The sequence below is a fragment of the Microbacterium galbinum genome (assembly GCF_023091225.1).
Classification (GTDB): domain Bacteria; phylum Actinomycetota; class Actinomycetes; order Actinomycetales; family Microbacteriaceae; genus Microbacterium; species Microbacterium galbinum.
The window spans coordinates 228303-243924 of the sequence record NZ_JAHWXM010000001.1 but is presented as its reverse complement, the minus strand read 5'-3'; the positions used below and the strand labels follow the sequence as shown (position 1 = coordinate 243924).

The 15622-nt window shown below is 69.9% G+C and carries 13 protein-coding genes and 1 tRNA gene; 5 read left to right on the top strand and 9 right to left on the bottom strand.

Features of this window, described 5'->3' with window-relative positions; genetic code table 11:
- The first annotated feature begins 3 nt into the window (after positions 1 to 3).
- The 3 genes from zwf to pgl are packed head-to-tail and all read left to right on the top strand — an operon-like array spanning position 4 to position 3273.
- Positions 4 to 1554: a glucose-6-phosphate dehydrogenase gene (gene zwf, locus KZC52_RS01195; protein WP_247622252.1), complete on the top strand. Its 1551-nt coding sequence runs from the start codon at positions 4 to 6 to the stop codon at positions 1552 to 1554.
- A complete protein-coding gene (locus tag KZC52_RS01190; protein ID WP_247622251.1) occupies positions 1551 to 2486 on the top strand; it encodes a glucose-6-phosphate dehydrogenase assembly protein OpcA in 936 nt (311 codons plus the stop codon). The genes zwf and KZC52_RS01190 overlap by 4 nt, the downstream gene beginning before the upstream one ends.
- Positions 2487 to 2490: 4 nt before the next feature.
- Positions 2491 to 3273, top strand: coding sequence for a 6-phosphogluconolactonase (pgl, locus tag KZC52_RS01185; RefSeq protein ID WP_247622250.1), 783 nt, complete (start codon positions 2491 to 2493; stop codon positions 3271 to 3273).
- Between the two features lie 21 nt (positions 3274 to 3294).
- Here the strand turns inward: pgl and KZC52_RS01180 are convergent, their stop codons facing one another.
- The gene (locus tag KZC52_RS01180; protein ID WP_372491547.1) at positions 3295 to 4326 is read right to left on the bottom strand and encodes a DMT family transporter; all 1032 of its coding nucleotides are present in this window, start codon (positions 4324 to 4326) and stop codon (positions 3295 to 3297) included.
- Between the two features lie 57 nt (positions 4327 to 4383).
- Between KZC52_RS01180 and def the strand changes: the two genes are divergently transcribed.
- Positions 4384 to 4950, top strand: a complete 567-nt coding sequence (def, locus tag KZC52_RS01175; protein WP_247622248.1) for a peptide deformylase — start codon at positions 4384 to 4386, stop codon at positions 4948 to 4950.
- 8 nt (positions 4951 to 4958) lie between these two features.
- On the top strand, positions 4959 to 5447 hold the full coding sequence (locus tag KZC52_RS01170) for a hypothetical protein (RefSeq protein WP_247622247.1): 489 nt from the start codon (positions 4959 to 4961) through the stop codon (positions 5445 to 5447).
- Here the strand turns inward: KZC52_RS01170 and KZC52_RS01165 are convergent.
- The 8 genes from KZC52_RS01165 to dusB form a co-directional block, all read right to left on the bottom strand.
- Positions 5406 to 7544, bottom strand: a complete 2139-nt coding sequence (locus KZC52_RS01165) for a heavy metal translocating P-type ATPase (RefSeq protein ID WP_247622246.1) — start codon at positions 7542 to 7544, stop codon at positions 5406 to 5408. The two genes, KZC52_RS01170 and KZC52_RS01165, sit on opposite strands and share 42 nt — an antisense overlap.
- A complete protein-coding gene (locus tag KZC52_RS01160; RefSeq protein WP_247622245.1) occupies positions 7541 to 9784 on the bottom strand; it encodes a heavy metal translocating P-type ATPase in 2244 nt (747 codons plus the stop codon). The genes KZC52_RS01165 and KZC52_RS01160 overlap by 4 nt, the downstream gene beginning before the upstream one ends.
- Positions 9784 to 9996, bottom strand: a complete 213-nt coding sequence (locus KZC52_RS01155) for a heavy-metal-associated domain-containing protein (protein WP_247622244.1) — start codon at positions 9994 to 9996, stop codon at positions 9784 to 9786. Before KZC52_RS01155 ends, KZC52_RS01160 begins: the two co-directional genes overlap by 1 nt.
- Before the next feature lie 181 nt (positions 9997 to 10177).
- Positions 10178 to 10253, bottom strand: a tRNA-Asn gene (locus KZC52_RS01150).
- A 97-nt stretch (positions 10254 to 10350) separates the two neighbouring features.
- Positions 10351 to 11124 (bottom strand): ATP-binding cassette domain-containing protein, encoded by a 774-nt coding sequence (locus KZC52_RS01145; protein ID WP_247622243.1) that lies wholly within the window; start codon positions 11122 to 11124, stop codon positions 10351 to 10353.
- A 37-nt stretch (positions 11125 to 11161) separates the two neighbouring features.
- On the bottom strand, positions 11162 to 13024 hold the full coding sequence (gene dnaG, locus KZC52_RS01140) for a DNA primase (protein ID WP_247622242.1): 1863 nt from the start codon (positions 13022 to 13024) through the stop codon (positions 11162 to 11164).
- A complete protein-coding gene (locus tag KZC52_RS01135) occupies positions 13024 to 14415 on the bottom strand; it encodes a deoxyguanosinetriphosphate triphosphohydrolase (protein ID WP_247622241.1) in 1392 nt (463 codons plus the stop codon). The genes dnaG and KZC52_RS01135 overlap by 1 nt, the downstream gene beginning before the upstream one ends.
- Positions 14408 to 15562 carry a tRNA dihydrouridine synthase DusB gene (gene dusB, locus KZC52_RS01130; protein WP_247622240.1) on the bottom strand — a complete coding sequence of 385 codons (1155 nt, stop codon included), beginning with the start codon at positions 15560 to 15562 and terminating at the stop codon, positions 14408 to 14410. Before dusB ends, KZC52_RS01135 begins: the two co-directional genes overlap by 8 nt.
- Between the last annotated feature and the right edge of the window lie 60 nt (positions 15563 to 15622).

Below are 15622 nucleotides of genomic sequence, written 5' to 3'. Positions count from 1 at the left end.
CCGATGTCTGTTCCCCTCTCGCGCGGGCACAACCCGCTGCGCGATCCCGATGACCGCCGTCTCAACAGGATTGCCGGGCCCAGCGCCCTGGTGATCTTCGGCGTCACCGGAGATCTGTCTCGCAAGAAGCTCATGCCGGCGGTCTACGACCTCGCCAACCGCGGTCTGCTCCCGCCCGGCTTCGCACTCGTCGGGTTCGCCCGACGCGATTGGGAGGACCAGGACTTCGCCCAGGTCGTCTACGAGGCCGTCAAGCAGCACGCGCGCACGCCGTTCCGTGAGGAGACGTGGGCGCAGCTGCTGCAGGGCATCCGGTTCGTCTCGGGCGAGTTCGACAACCCCGAGTCGTTCCAGAAGCTGAAGGACACCGTCGACCAGCTCGACGTCGAACGCGGCACCATGGGCAACCACGCCTACTACCTGTCGATCCCGCCGAAGGACTTCCCGCTCGTCGCGAAGCAGCTGAAGGACTCGGGACTGGTCGGGGAGGATGCCGACGAGGATTCGCGCTGGCGGCGCGTGGTGATCGAGAAGCCGTTCGGGCATGACCTGGACTCCGCGCGTGCGCTCAACGCCGCGCTCGAGGTCGCGTTCCCGGCCGACTCGATCTTCCGCATCGACCACTACCTGGGCAAGGAGACGGTGCAGAACATCCTCGCTCTGCGCTTCGCCAACGAGCTCTACGAGCCGATCTGGAACCGCAACTACGTCGACCACGTGCAGATCACGATGGCCGAGGACATCGGCGTCGGCGGGCGCGCGGGGTACTACGACGGGATCGGCGCCGCGCGCGACGTCATCCAGAACCATCTGCTCCAGCTGCTCGCGCTCACCGCGATGGAGGAGCCCATCAGCCTCTCCGCCGAGCACCTGCGCGCCGAGAAGGAGAAGGTCCTCGCGGCGGTGCACGTACCGGACGACCTCTCGCAGGCGACCGCGCGCGGCCAGTACGCGGGTGGATGGCAGGGCGGCGAGAAGGTCACCGGCTTCCTGGACGAGGAAGGCATGAACCCCGAGTCGACCACCGAGACCTACGCCGCGATCAAGCTCGAGATCGACACGCGCCGCTGGTCGGGTGTGCCGTTCTACCTGCGCACCGGCAAGCGTCTGGGCCGCCGCGTCACCGAGATCGCCGTGGTCTTCAACCGCGCTCCGCAGCACCTGTTCGGACGCGGCAACGCCTCGGAGCTCGGTCAGAACGCACTGGTCATCCGCGTGCAGCCCGACGAGGGCGTCACGATCCGCTTCGGCTCGAAGGTGCCGGGCAGCGGGTCGAACGTGCGCGATGTGACGATGGACTTCGGATACGGCCACGCCTTCACCGAGGCCAGCCCCGAGGCCTACGAGCGCCTCATCCTCGACGTCCTGCTGGGCGATCCGCCGCTGTTCCCGCGGCACGAGGAGGTCGAGCTCTCGTGGAAGATCCTCGACCCCGTCGAGAAGTTCTGGGCGTCCGAGGGCGGCCCGGTTGAGCAGTACGCACCCGGTTCGTGGGGTCCGGCATCCGCCGATGCCCTGCTTGCCCGCGACGGACGAGTCTGGAGACGACCGTGATCATCGACCTTCCCGACACGACCGTCAGCCAGGTCGCCAAGCAGCTCGTGAAGGTGCGCGAAGAGGGCGGCGCCGTCGCCCTCGGCCGCGTGCTGACCCTCGTGATCTCGGCCCGCAACGGCGTCGCCGAGGCGGCCATCGATGCGGCCAACGACGCATCGCGCGAGCACCCGATGCGCGTCATCGTGCTCACCACGGGCGAGGGCGAGTCCCGTCTCGACGCCCAGATCCGCGTCGGCGGGGATGCCGGAGCGAGCGAGGTCGTCGTCCTACACGCTTACGGCGACGCCGCGAGCAACGAGGAGAGCCTCATCACGGGCCTGCTGCTGCCGGATGCTCCGGTCGTGGCCTGGTGGCCGGAAGAGGCACCGACCTCGCCGTCGTCGTCGCCGCTGGGCCGGATCGCCCAGCGCCGGATCACGGATGCCGCGACCGCGCACGACGTGCGCGACCGCCTCGCGCTGCTCGGCAAGACCCACGCCCCGGGTGACACCGACCTCGCGTGGACCCGTCTGACGCACTGGCGCGAGCAGCTCGCGGCCGTGCTCGATCAGCCGCCGTTCGAGCCGATCACCGCGATCGAGGTCCGCGGCGCCGCCGCCTCCCCGTCGACCGCGCTGCTGGCCGCCTGGCTGCAGCTCGCTCTCGAGGTTCCGGTCCGCTGGTTCTCCGAACAGCCGGAGATCTGGCACGACGGCATCCGTTCCGTGCGGCTGACCCGCGAGTCGGGCGACATCCTGCTCGAGCGCCCGTCGCCCGGCGTCGCCCAGCTCACGCAGCCCGATCAGCCGAACCACGACCTGCACCTTCCCCGGCGCACCCTTCGCGAATGCCTCGCCGAGGAGCTGCGCCGCCTGGATCCCGACCTCCTGTACGGTCGAGTGATCACCGAGGGCTGGGAGAAGCTGGGCCCGCCCGAGACAGGAGAGTGACGACGTGAGCGACGCAACGTCCGCAGAGAAGCGGGTCGTGGTCGAGGCCACCCCCACCGACGTGGCCGCACGGGTCGCCGATCGTTTCCTGACGCGCCTGCGCGCCCGTACCGTCAACGGTCGCGTCGCCCACGTCGCCCTCACAGGCGGTTCGATGGGCGGCGCGGTCCTGACGGCGACGCGCGAGGACCCGCGGGCCGCGTCGATCGACTGGTCGCTCGTGCACTTCTGGTGGGGCGACGAGCGCTTCGTGCCGCGCGACGACGCCGATCGCAACGCACTCCAGTCGCGCAACGCGCTGCTCGACCACATCCCGGTACCGCCCGAGAACATCCACGAGGTCGCCGGCTCCGATGACGGCCTCACCCTCGACGAGGCGGCGGCCGCGTACGCCGCCGAGCTCGCGCGCTTCGGCACCGACGAGAACCCGTGGCCCGCGTTCGCCGTGTGCTTCCTGGGGGTCGGGCCCGACGGACACATCGCCTCGCTCTTCCCTGACCGCGAAGAGGTCACGGTGACGGATGCGGCCGCTCTCCCCGTACGCAACTCGCCGAAGCCTCCGCCCGAGCGCGTCACGCTGACGCGTCCGGTCATCAACACCTCGAAGCGCGTCTGGCTGGTGCTCACGGGCGCCGACAAGGCGTCGGCGCTGGGCTTGGCCCTCGCCGGTGCGAGCTACACGAGTGTTCCGGTCGCCGGTGCCCGCGGGCGCAAGCGCACGGTGTTCTTCGTCGACGAGGCCGCGGCCTCCGAGGTCTCGCCGGATCTCATCGATCAGGCTTACTGATCGGGCGGACCGAGAACCGCTCTACGGACGATCCGTCCCCTCGGACCCCGGTGCCTGCTCGGCGCCGGGGTTCGTCGTTGCGGTGCCGCCGTCGCTGCCGCGCGTGATGCCGATCTCCTGGCTCTCGCTGAGCACCTGCGGGTGGTAGCGGGCGAGATTGACCACGCCGTAGACCGCGATGGCTCCGGCGACGCCGTAGATCACGAGCGCCCAAGGCGGTGCAGCGGCCGCCTCGCCGAGGATCACCATTCCGATGAGCACGGCGATGAGCGGGTCGACGACCGTGAGGCCGGCGATGACGAGGTCGGGCGGGCCGGAGCTGTAGGCGGTCTGCACGAAGTACGCCCCGACCGCCGCGGCCGCGACGAGGGCGATGACGCAGATCGCGGTGATCCACTCGAACTGCCCCGCCTCGATGCGCTTGATGACGACCTTCGCCAGGGTGGCGACGAAGCCGTAGAGCACACCGGCGCCGATCACGTAGAACAGGGCGCGCATGCGGTGCCGCAATACGAGCCAGCAGGCGCCGAGCACGATGATCACGACGAGGAGAATGGCGAGGATCACGAACAGTTCGCGATCCTGCACCTCGCGCTCGGTGGCGAACAGCGCGGCGAAGAAGACGAACAGGAAGATGCCGCCGACACAGCAGATGATCGCGGTGATGGACTTCTTCGTCGGCGAGTGCCCGGAGATGCGGGCGTTCAGCAGTGTCGTGATCACCAGCGCGATGGCGCCGAGCGGCTGCACGACCATGAGCGGAGCGCGCACGAGAGCGGCGAGCTGGCAAACGATCGCCAGGCCCAGCATCAGGGTGCCGATGATCCAGGAGGGGCGTGTGAGCAGCCGGCGGAGCTGGTCGAAGCTGAGGCCCGACGTCCCCTGCGAACCGCTCAGGCGCTCGACCTTCTCGACGCCGCGGTGCTGGTACTGCGCGCCGAGCGACATGAACACCGCACCGGCCAGCGCGAGCGGGATGCCGAGGAGCAGCCCGGGGTTCTGGAAGACACCGACGAGCTGCTCGCCGACGTCTTCTACCGAGTTCACTTCCACACCCCTGCGCTCACCCTACGACCCTACCCGTCGCAGTGCGCCCAGTAGGGTTGTGACGTGGCTGTACTTCCGATTCGCATCATGGGCGACCCCGTCCTGCACTCCCCCGCTTCTCCCGTCGACGAGATCACCGATGAGATCCGCACCCTCGTCGCCGACATGTTCGAGACGATGGACATCGCTCCGGGTGTCGGCTTGGCCGCACCGCAGGTCGGCGTCGCCCTGCGCATCTACACCTACTCGTACGTCGATGACGACGATCAGCCCTGGCGCGGCGTGATCATCAATCCCGAGCTCTGGATCACTCCGATCGAGCCCGGCTCCCCCGATCCCGACCTGGAGTCCGAGGGATGCCTGTCGTTCCCGGGCGAGCGCTTCCCGCTGCGCCGCTCCGAGCACGTCCGGGTCACCGGCATCGACCTCGAGGGCGCACCGGCGTCGATCGCGGTCGACGGATGGCGCGCACGCATCATGCAGCACGAGTTCGACCACCTCGACGGCATCCTCTACGTTGACCGCCTGTCGGACGGCGACTGGAAGACCGCGCAGAAGATCGCCCGTAAGCGCGGCTGGGGCCGTCCCGGCGCCAGCTGGCTGCCCGGCGTCGACGACCTGGAAGGCTGAGGGCGCACATGACCCGGCGTACACACCGCGGCCTCGCCGCGCTCGCACTCACGGCGACTTTCTCGCTCACCCTGCTCGGATGCAGCAGTTCGGACGAACGCGAACGCGATTCCGGGACGGGTCAGGTAACGGAGGAGGCCACCATCGACATCGTCGCCCTCGAGCTCGGCGACTGCATGATGGACGCCCCCAGCGGGCTGCGCGAAGACATCGACGTGGTGCCCTGCACGGAGCCGCACGACCAGGAGGTCTTCCACGAGATCACCATGCCCGACGGCGACTTCTCGGAGACCGACATCGACGCGGCGAGCATGGAGTGCATCGGAGAGCCCTACACGGCGTTCATCGGTCTCGAGAAGGCCGAGTCGGTGTTCGAGGTGTTCCCCCTCATCCCGAGCGAGACCTCGTGGGACGAGCACGACGACCGGACCATCCAGTGCGTGATCTTCGACCCCTCAGGCCCCGTGACCGGCACGCTCGCGGGAGCTTCCCGCTAGAACGTCGCGGTCGTCGGGTCGGAGGTCGAACCGGCGCAGGAGCTGGGCGTTGAGCGCGGCGACGACCGTCGACAGCGACATCAGCACCGCACCCACCGACATCGGCAGCACGAACCCGATCGGCGCCAGCACACCCGCGGCCAGAGGCACGGAGAGCAGGTTGTATCCGGCCGCCCACCAGAGGTTCTGCGACATCTTGCGGTAGGTCGCACGCGACAGCTCGATCACGGACATGACGGCGCGGGGATCGGAGCTGGCCAGGATCACCCCGGCCGAAGCGATCGCCACGTCGGTGCCCGCGCCGATCGCGATCCCGACGTCCGCCTGTGCCAGCGCGGGAGCATCGTTCACGCCGTCGCCCACCATCGCGACGATCCTGCCCTCCCGCTGCAGCTCCGCGACCTTCGCCGACTTGTCCTCCGGACGCACCCCCGCGAACACACGTCGGATGCCGAGCTCCGCGGCGACGGCATCCGCGACCGCCTGCGCATCTCCGGTGATCATGACGACCTCCACGCCGCGACGACGCAGGTCGTCGACCGCGGTACGGGACTCGGCGCGCACCTCATCGGCCAGCGCGAACGCGCCGATCACCGTACCGTCGACCACCGCGTGCAGGATGATCGCGCCCGTCGCCCGCCACGTCTCGGCGACGGGCAGCTCGTGCGCTCCGATCTCATCGAGCAGTTTCGGACCGCCCACGCGCACATCGGCACCGTCGACGGTCGCCCGGACCCCGACCGCCGGCGACGACGAGAAGCCGACGGCCGACGGGGAGTCGAGTCCACGCTCCTCCGCCGCGCGGACGATCGCCCGGGCCAGGGGGTGCTCGCTGTCACCCTCCGCCGACGCCGCCAGTGCGAGCACACGGGCCGGATCGACTCCGTCGGCCGCCGCGATGTCGGTGACGACCGGCTCGCCGCGCGTCAGCGTTCCGGTCTTGTCGAACAGCACCGTGTCGACGGTGCGCATGCGCTCGAGCGCCAACCGGTCCTTCACCAGGATGCCCGCGCGAGCGGCCCGCTCGGTCGCGATCGAGACCACGAGCGGGATCGCCAGACCCAGCGCGTGCGGGCAGGCGATCACGAGGACCGTGATCGAGCGCACGACGGCGGCATCGACGTCGCCGACGGCCGACCACACCACGGCGGTCACCGCCGCCGAGATCAGGGCGAACCAGAAGAGCAGCGCCGCCGCACGGTCGGCGAGCCGCTGAGCGTGCGAGGTCGAGTTCTGCGCATCCTCGACGAGTCGACGGATGCCGGCCAGCGCCGTGTCGTCACCGACCGCCGTGATCTCGACGCGGAGGCCCGAGTCGGTCGCCACCGTGCCCGCCGTGACGATGTCACCGGGCGTACGGGTCAGGGGACGCGACTCCCCGGTGATCATCGACTCGTCCATCGCCGCGCTGCCGTCGACGATCCGGCCGTCGGCGGGTACCCGTGCGCCAGGACGCACGACGACGAGGTCGCCCACGCGGAGTTCGTCGGGCGGCACGCGCACGGTGCGCTCGCCCTCGATGCGTTCGGCCTCGTCGGGCAGGAGCGCGGCCAGCGAGTCGAGTGCCGACGTCGTCTGCGCGAGTGAGCGCATCTCGATCCAGTGACCGAGCAGCATGATGACGATGAGGAGGGCGAGCTCCCACCAGAACTCCAGCTCGTGATGCAGCACCCCGAGCGTCGCTCCCCACGAGGCGAAGAAGGCGACCGTGATCGCGAGGGCGATCAACAGCATCATGCCGGGGCGTCGCGCGCGCAGTTCGCCGACGGCGCCCTGGAGGAACGGCCTGCCGCCCCACACGTACATCACCGAACCGATCACCGGGGCGACGAAACGCACCGGGCCGTCGGGGATCTCGTAGCCGATGATCATCGCGAACATCGGGGAGAGCAGCACGACGGGGACCGCGAGCACCAGGTTGATCCAGAAGAGTCGCCGGAACTGGCCCACGTGGTCGCCGTGGCCGGAATGACCGGCGTGGCCGGAGTGTCCGGCGTGCTCGGGGTGTCCGGAATGGTCGTCGACTTTCGCCTGGCCTCCGTGGGGTGGCACCTCGTGCTCGTGCTCCCGGTGCGCGTGTGGATGCGTCTCGCTCATCGATCTCTCCGCTCGTCGCGTGCGCCACTGCGGAATCCTCGCAGGCGCAGACTGTTGCCGACCACGAACACGCTCGACAACGCCATCGCGGCGCCGGCCAGCATCGGGTTCAGCAGTCCGAGGGCGGCGACAGGGATCGCCGCCACGTTGTACGCGAAGGCCCAGAACAGGTTCGTCCGGATCGTGCGCAGGGTGCGGCGCGACAGGCGGATCGCGTCGACGGCGCTGCGCAGATCCCCGCGGACCAGCGTGATGTCGGATGCCTCGATCGCGGCATCCGTTCCCGTTCCCATCGCGATGCCGAGGTCGGCACGCGCGAGCGCAGGCGCATCGTTGACGCCGTCGCCGACCATCGCGACCGTTCGTCCCTCGCTCTGCAGCCGCGCGACGACCGCGGCCTTCTGCGCGGGGAGCACCTCGGCGATGACCTCGTCGATGCCGACCTCGCGAGCGATATGACGCGCGACGGCCGCGTTGTCGCCCGTCAGCAGCACCGGGGTGAGGCCGAGCGCCTTCAGCTGCTCGACCGCTGCGGCGCTCGTCGGCCGCACGGCATCCGCCACGACGAGCACGCCTCGGACCGCTCCGTCCCAGCCGACCGTCACGACCGTGCGCCCCGCCTCCTCATGGGAACCGTGGATGGAGTGGTCGCGCGTGCTCGTCGCTCCGGCGAACATCGTCGCGCGGCCGACGCGCACACGATGCCCGTCCACGACGCCCTCCACTCCGATACCCGGGTGGTTGACGAAGCCGTCGACCGCCGGAAGCGTCCCGGCTTCGGCCTCCGCCGCCCGCGCGATCGCCCGTCCGATCGGATGCTCGGAGGCGGCCTCGAGGGCACCGGCGAGGCGGAGCAGTCGTGTGCGATCCGCTCCCGGCTCGACGATCACGTCCACGAGGCTCATCGCGCCCCGGGTGACCGTTCCCGTCTTGTCGAGCACGACCGTGTCGACCGCGCGCGTGGATTCGAGTACTTCAGGGCCCTTGATGAGGATCCCCAGCTGGGCTCCGCGACCGGTACCCACGAGCAGGGCGGTCGGCGTCGCCAGGCCGAGGGCGCACGGGCAGGAGATGACCAGCACCGCGACGGCCGCCGTGAACGCCATCGTGGCCGAGGCACCGACGGCGAACCAGGTGACGAGCGTGCCGAGCGCGATCACCAGAACGATCGGCACGAAGACACCCGAGATGCGATCGGCCAGGCGCTGCACCTCGGCCTTCCCGGTCTGCGCCTCCTCCACCAGTCGCGCCATCTGCGCGAGCTGGGTGTCGGCCCCGATCCGTGTCGCCCGGACGACGAGGCGGCCGCCGGCGTTCATGGTCGCGCCGGTGACGGAGTCTCCCACGGCGACCTCGACGGGCACGGACTCGCCCGTCATCATCGAGGCGTCGACGGCCGATGTACCCGAGACGACGATGCCGTCGGTCGCGATCTTCTCACCGGGGCGCACCACGAACTCGTCACCGATCCGTAGATCGTCCGCCGGGACGCGTTGCTCGACACCTCCCCGGAGCACCGCGACGTCCTTCGCTCCGAGCTCCAGCAGAGCGCGCAGCGCCGCTCCCGCGCGACGCTTCGACCGCTTCTCGAAGTAGCGACCGGCGAGGATGAACATCGTCACGCCCGCCGCGACCTCGAGGTAGATCGCATCGGCGCCGTCGGACGGCGTCAGGACGAATTCGAACGGATGGGTCATACCCGGCATGCCCGCCATGCCGAAGAACAGCGCGTAGAGCGACCAGAGGAATGCCGCGATCGTTCCCATCGACACGAGCGTGTCCATGGTCGCCGCACCGTGTCGGAGGTTCACCCAGGCCGCCCGGTGGAACGGCCACCCGCCCCACACCACGACGGGAGCCGCGAGCGTCAACGAGGCCCACTGCCAGTACGTGAACTGCAGCGCCGGGATCATCGCCATCGCGATGACGGGGACGGTCAGCGCCACGGAGACCCAGAGCCGGGTGCGCAGGCCGTCGAGCTCGGGGTCGCCCGCGGCATCGGGTTCGGCATCCTGGGCGCGGGCGGGCAGCGCCGCCGTGTACCCGGCTTTCTCGATCTCGGCGATCAGGACGGCCGGGTCGTAGCCCTCCGGCGCCGCGACCGACGCCTTCTCGGTCGCGTAGTTGACCGTGGCGGTCACCCCGTCGAGCCGATTCAGCTTCTTCTCGATCCGCGTCGCGCACGACGCGCACGTCATCCCGCCGATCTCGAGGTCGACGCCGATCGCCCCGGCGGTCATCAGACGCGGACGGCCGAGTACCCGGCCTCGGATACGGCCGAGAGGATCTGCGCATCGTCGACGTCCGCAGCGGTGATGCGCAGCATGCCGGTCTGCGCGCTGACGTCGACGATCTCGACGCCCTCGATCTGCTCGACCTCCTCGCGGACCGACATCTCGCAGTGGCCGCAGGTCATCCCGGTCACCCGGTAGTCGGCGGTGGTGTCGCTCATGGGAACTCCTTCGCAGTGTTCGTGGATACCCCCTGGGGGTATTAGATGCAACGCCACTCTACCCCTCGTATTCCCCGAGCGCACGCGAGAGCGGCCGGACGCCGTCGCCGAACGCCCGAGCGGCGATCGAGGAGGGCCGGCCGAGAAAAGGGAAAAGCCCCTCCGAAGAGGGGCTTTTCATTGGCTCCCCGGCTTGGACTCGAACCAAGAACCTGCCGGTTAACAGCCGGCTGCTCTGCCAATTGAGCTACCGAGGAATGTGCGCCGCTGCGCGGGCAACTCGACAAGCTTAGCAAACTCCGAGCGGTGCACGTGACACCGGAGGCGGTTATCGCGCTCTCGGGCGTGTCGCGCTCAGCGCCGGGAATCCGCCTCTGCGTTCGGCACCCAGAGCAGGTCCTTCCCGACCCCCCGCGCGACCACGTGCCCGGCGCGCAGCATGAGCGTCTCGGCGTTGAGCTCACGGATGAAGTCGGCGTCGTTCGTGACGAGCAGAGCCGCCATCGACTGCTCCTTACGGCGGCGCGTGATCGCATCGAAGACCACCGGACGCACCTCGAGATCGAGGTTCGCGAGGATCTCGTCGGCGATGAGCACCTGCGGTTCGAGCACGAACGAACGGGCGATCGCGACGCGCTGGCGCATTCCCGCGCTCAGCTCGTAGGGGAACTTCGCCGCGGTGCCGAGCGGCAGATGCAGCTCGTCGAGCAGCGTGGCGACGCGAATCGAGAGCGCCTTGCTGTTCACGCGCTTCTCGCGCATCAGGATGGGTTCGGCGATCACCTCGTTGACCGTGAGCCGGGGCGGAAGATCGGCGCCGGCTCCCTGCGGCACGAAACCCGTGCGGTACGTGAGCACGCGGTGCTTGCGCCCGGGACGCCGCGCATCGACGCCGCAGACCTCCGCGCGCCCGCCGACGACCTTCACCGAGGGATCGGTGGATCCGGCCAGCGCCGCCACGAGGCTCGACTTACCCGACCCCGTAGGACCGGCGATGCAGAGGAGCGCGCCCGGGGCGAGCGAGAACGAGACGCCGTCCACCGCACGCGTCGGAGAGCCGTGCCCGATCCGGTCGATGACCAGATCGGAGCAGTCGATGGCGTGGGTGGAGGCGTGCCTGCGGGACATGCATCCCATCCTGCCCTCCCCCGACGGCCGTGGGGGGTTACGACTCGACGAACCGCTGACGCTCGATGTCGATGTCGCGCAATCGCATGCGGAGCGCACGACCGCCGTCGGAGTCGGCGGGCACCCGTTGGACCGCGCCCAGGAGCTCCTGCTTCTCGCTCTCGAGCTGCCGCATGATGAGGCGTCGCGCGAGATCGGTGGTGCTGGCCACGGCGCCCTCCTCGTTGCGCGCGGGGAAGGGCATCATGAGCAGTTCGCCCGCGAGCGTGCGGTACGGCTCGCGCACGCTGTTGACGGCATCCGTCGCCCACCCCGCCCGCGTGCGGTCGGCAGCGGCGGCCACGGCCTCGCGCACGGCATCGAGGGCCGGGGTGCGCAGGGGGGCGCCGAGCGCCCGCGAGAGCAGCGGCTGGTCGATCTGGTGACCGTACTGCAGCGCTCCCATCAGCGCATCGCGCTCCACGGCGACATCGGCCGAGCGCGGCAGGCTCGCGAGCGTGACCGGTGCGATTCCGGATGCCGCTCCCTCACCCCCGCCGGACGGTACCGTCTCTCGCCGCGACGGGGCACTCTGCGAGCCGCCCCGCGCCGAGCGCTCCACTTCGGTGTGCACCTCGGTCGGATCCATGCCCAGACGGCGGGCGAGCACGCGCTCGTACCCGGGACGCAGCAGGCGATCGCGGATCTCGGCCACGATCGGGGCGGCCGCGCGCAGAGCACCGACACGCCCCTCCACCGTCGCCAGGTCGAAGCCGGCGAGCTTGCGATCGATCGCGAACTCGAACATCGGCACCTTGGCGTCCATGAGGCCGCGCACGGCGGCATCACCGCGCTGCAGCCGCAGGTCGCAGGGGTCGAGGCTGTCGGGCGCCACGGCCACGAACGTCTGCGCGTTGAAGCGGTCGTCCTCGGTGAACGCGCGCAGCGCCGCCTTCTGCCCCGCCTCGTCGCCGTCGAACGTGAACACGACCTCACCCGAGGCGTTGTCGTCGCCCATCACCCGGCGCAGCACCTTGATGTGCTCGGCGCCGAAGGCGGTTCCACAGGTCGCCACCGCCGTCGTGAGGCCGGCGAGATGGCACGCCATGACATCGGTGTATCCCTCGACGACCACGACGCGCCGCGGATCTCCGCGGGAGATGTCGCGCTTGGCGAGATCGAGACCGTAGAGCACCTGCGCCTTCTTGTAGATCGGCGTCTCGGGGGTGTTGAGGTACTTCGGCCCCTGGTCGTCGTCGAAGAGCTTGCGCGCGCCGAACCCGATCGTCTGGCCCGACACATCGCGGATCGGCCAGACCAGGCGCCCGCGGAATCGGTCGTACACGCCGCGCTGCCCGGTGGAGACCAGGCCCGCGGTGCTCAGCTCCTCGCGCGTGAAGCCCTGGGCCGTCAGCGCCTTGAGCATGCCGTCCCATCCGCGCGGCGCGAAGCCCACGCCGAAGTGCGCGGCGGCACCCGCGTCGAAGCCTCGCTCGCCCAGGAACCGTCGCCCCGCCTCGGCATCCGCCGACAGCAGCTGCGCCCGGAAGAACTCGGCCGCCGCGGTGTTCGCGGCGTAGAGCCGGCTCCGACCGCTCGTCTCGGGAGCAGCACCGCCGTCCTCGTAGTGGAGGGTGTAGCCGATGCGGCCGGCGAGCCGCTCCACCGCCTCGGTGAAGCTCACGTGATCCATCTCGCGCAGGAACGAGTAGACGTCTCCCGACTCGCCGCAGCCGAAGCAGTGGTAGTACCCCACCTGCGGGCGCACGTGGAAGCTCGGGCTCTTCTCGTCGTGGAACGGGCAGAGTCCCTTGAGCGATCCCACACCGGCGGATTTCAGCGCGACGCGCTCCCCCACGATGTCGGCGATGTTCGTGCGCGACTTGACCTCGTCGACGTCGGCCTGCCGGATGCGGGGCATCAGCGGGCCCCTTCGACGACGGTCGACCTCTCGGCGTGCGCGCGCGCCCCGGGGCGTGCGTGACGGGGGGTCCAGATGCCGACCTCGGCCGGGTCGATCTCGCCCACGAGGCGGTTGTGCCAGTCGATCGCGCTCTGGTCGGTGAGGCTGGCGATCTGGTCGACGATGACGCGGGCGCGCTGATCGTCGGTGTCGGCGTCGTGGAAGTCCGCGGCGAACGCCGGTTCGAGCACATCGGCACCGGCCGACCACAGCGTGTCGGTCTGCCAGAGTGCGTCTGCGAGACGGGTGAGCACCCGGCGCTGCTCCTTGTAGACGCCCTTGCGCGCCTCGATCGTCACGATGGCCTGGCCCATGATGCCCTTGAGCACGGCGATCTCGGCCTCGACCACGCGCGGCACGACGACGTGTGCGTTGTAGCGCACCAGGGCCTTGCTGCCGTAGGCCTCGCGGGTCGCCGAGACGGCCGCGCGGGCGAAGCGCCCGATCAGGTCGCTCGTCAGGTTCTTCAGACGCGCGAGCGACTGGCGGCTGCGGTCGAACGAAGAGAGCCACATCGACTGCGACGAGAGACGGTAGAGCGCGTCGGCCAGCTCCTCGCGCGTGAAGTCGTACCCCACCCACTGCTGGATGCGTCCGAGCAGGGCCTCGTGCTCTGCCGGATCCGAGAGCTGGGCGACGTCGAGGTAGCCGTTGACGATCGCATCCTCGAAGTCGTGCACCGAGTAGCCGATGTCGTCGGAGAGATCCATGATCTCGGCCTCGATGCAGCGCAGACGCCCGGGCGCACCCTCGCGCATCCAGCGGAAGACCGCCTCGTCCTCGGGGTACACGCCGAACTTGAGCCGGCCACCGGGGTCGGGCACCGGGCTGTCGACCGTCCACGGGTACTTGCACGTGGCGTCGAGACTCGCGCGCGTGAGGTTGAGTCCGACGGAGCGCTCGTCGTCGTCGAGCACCTTCGCCTCGAGACGGGTGAGGATGCGCAGCGACTGCGCGTTACCCTCGAATCCGCCGATGTCGGCCGCCCATTCGTTGAGCGCACGCTCACCGTTGTGGCCGAAGGGCGGATGCCCGAGATCGTGACTGAGGCAGGCGGTGTCGACGACGTCGGCCGAGACCCCCAGAGCGGTGGCGAGTTCCCGCCCCACCTGCGCCACCTCGAGCGAGTGGGTGAGGCGGTTGCGGGCGAAGTCGGCCGTGCTCGCGGGGCTCAGCACCTGCGTCTTGGCGGCGAGGCGGCGCAGGGCCGCCGAGTGCAGGACGCGGGCCCGGTCGCGGGCGAAGTCGTCGCGCTCCGAACGATGGGTCTCGGCGAAGAAGCGCTCGGCGTCGCGCGCGTCGTATCCGTCGCCGCGAGGTGCGCGCGCCGGTGTGACCGCGTCACCCACCGCTGTTCTCGATCTCTGCTCCGCGCATCATCTCCGAGGCCGACGCGGCGATCTCGCGCGAGTCGAGCCACTTGTCCGGAAGCGCCGGGCGCTTGGGACGGCCGGCGCGTCCGCGCTGGCCCTCGGCATCCGCTCCGGGGTAGGGCGCGGTGTGATCGAGGCGTCCGAGCAGGTCATCGATCTCGGCGAGGCTCGACGCCGTCGCGAGTCCGGTGCGGATGTCGCCTCCCACCGGGTACCCCTTGAAGTACCAGGCCACGTGCTTGCGAACGTCGCGGCACCCGCGGTCCTCGTCCTCGAAGAACTCGACCAGCAGCTCGGCATGCCGGCGGAAGGCGTCGGCCACGAATCCGAGGGTCGCGTCGACCGGGTGGCTCTCGGCGCCGAAGGCGGCGGCCAGTTCGCCGAAGAGCCAGGGGCGGCCGAGGCATCCGCGTCCGACGACCACTCCGTCGCAGTCGGTCTCGGCCATCATGCGCACGGCGTCGTCGGCCGACCAGATGTCGCCGTTGCCGAGCACCGGGATGCTGGTGACGGCCTGCTTGAGCTCGCCGATCGCGTTCCAGTCGGCGTTGCCCGAATAGAACTCGCTGGCGGTGCGGGCGTGCAGGGCGACCGCGGCGACACCCGCGTCTTCGGCTGCGCGCCCGGCGTCGAGGAACGTGAGGTGGTCGGGATCGATGCCCTTGCGCATCTTCACCGTGAGCGGCACGTCGCCCGCAGCCTTGACGGCCTGCGTGACGATGTCGCTGAAGAGCGAGCTCTTCCAGGGAAGGGCCGCTCCCCCGCCCTTGCGCGTCACCTTGGGGACGGGGCAACCGAAGTTCAGGTCGATGTGATCGGCGTGATCCTCGGCGACGATGATCCGCACGGCCTCGGCGATGGTCTTCGGGTCGACGCCGTAGAGCTGGATCGACCGGGGCGTCTCGCTCTCGTGATGGCGGATCAGACGCATCGTCGTCTCGTTGCGCTCGACGAGCGCGCGCGAGGTGATCATCTCGCTGACGTAGAGGCCGGCACCGTACTCACGGCACAGACGACGGAAGGCGGTGTTCGTGATCCCGGCCATGGGCGCGAGGACCACCGGCACGTCGAGGTCGATGGGACCGATGCGAAGCGTGCGCGCGGATGCGGTGGCGAGAGTCATGTCCTGACCATTCTCCCAGACGCGGAGCCTGTGGTGCCCCATCGACCTAAGCTGTGGAGT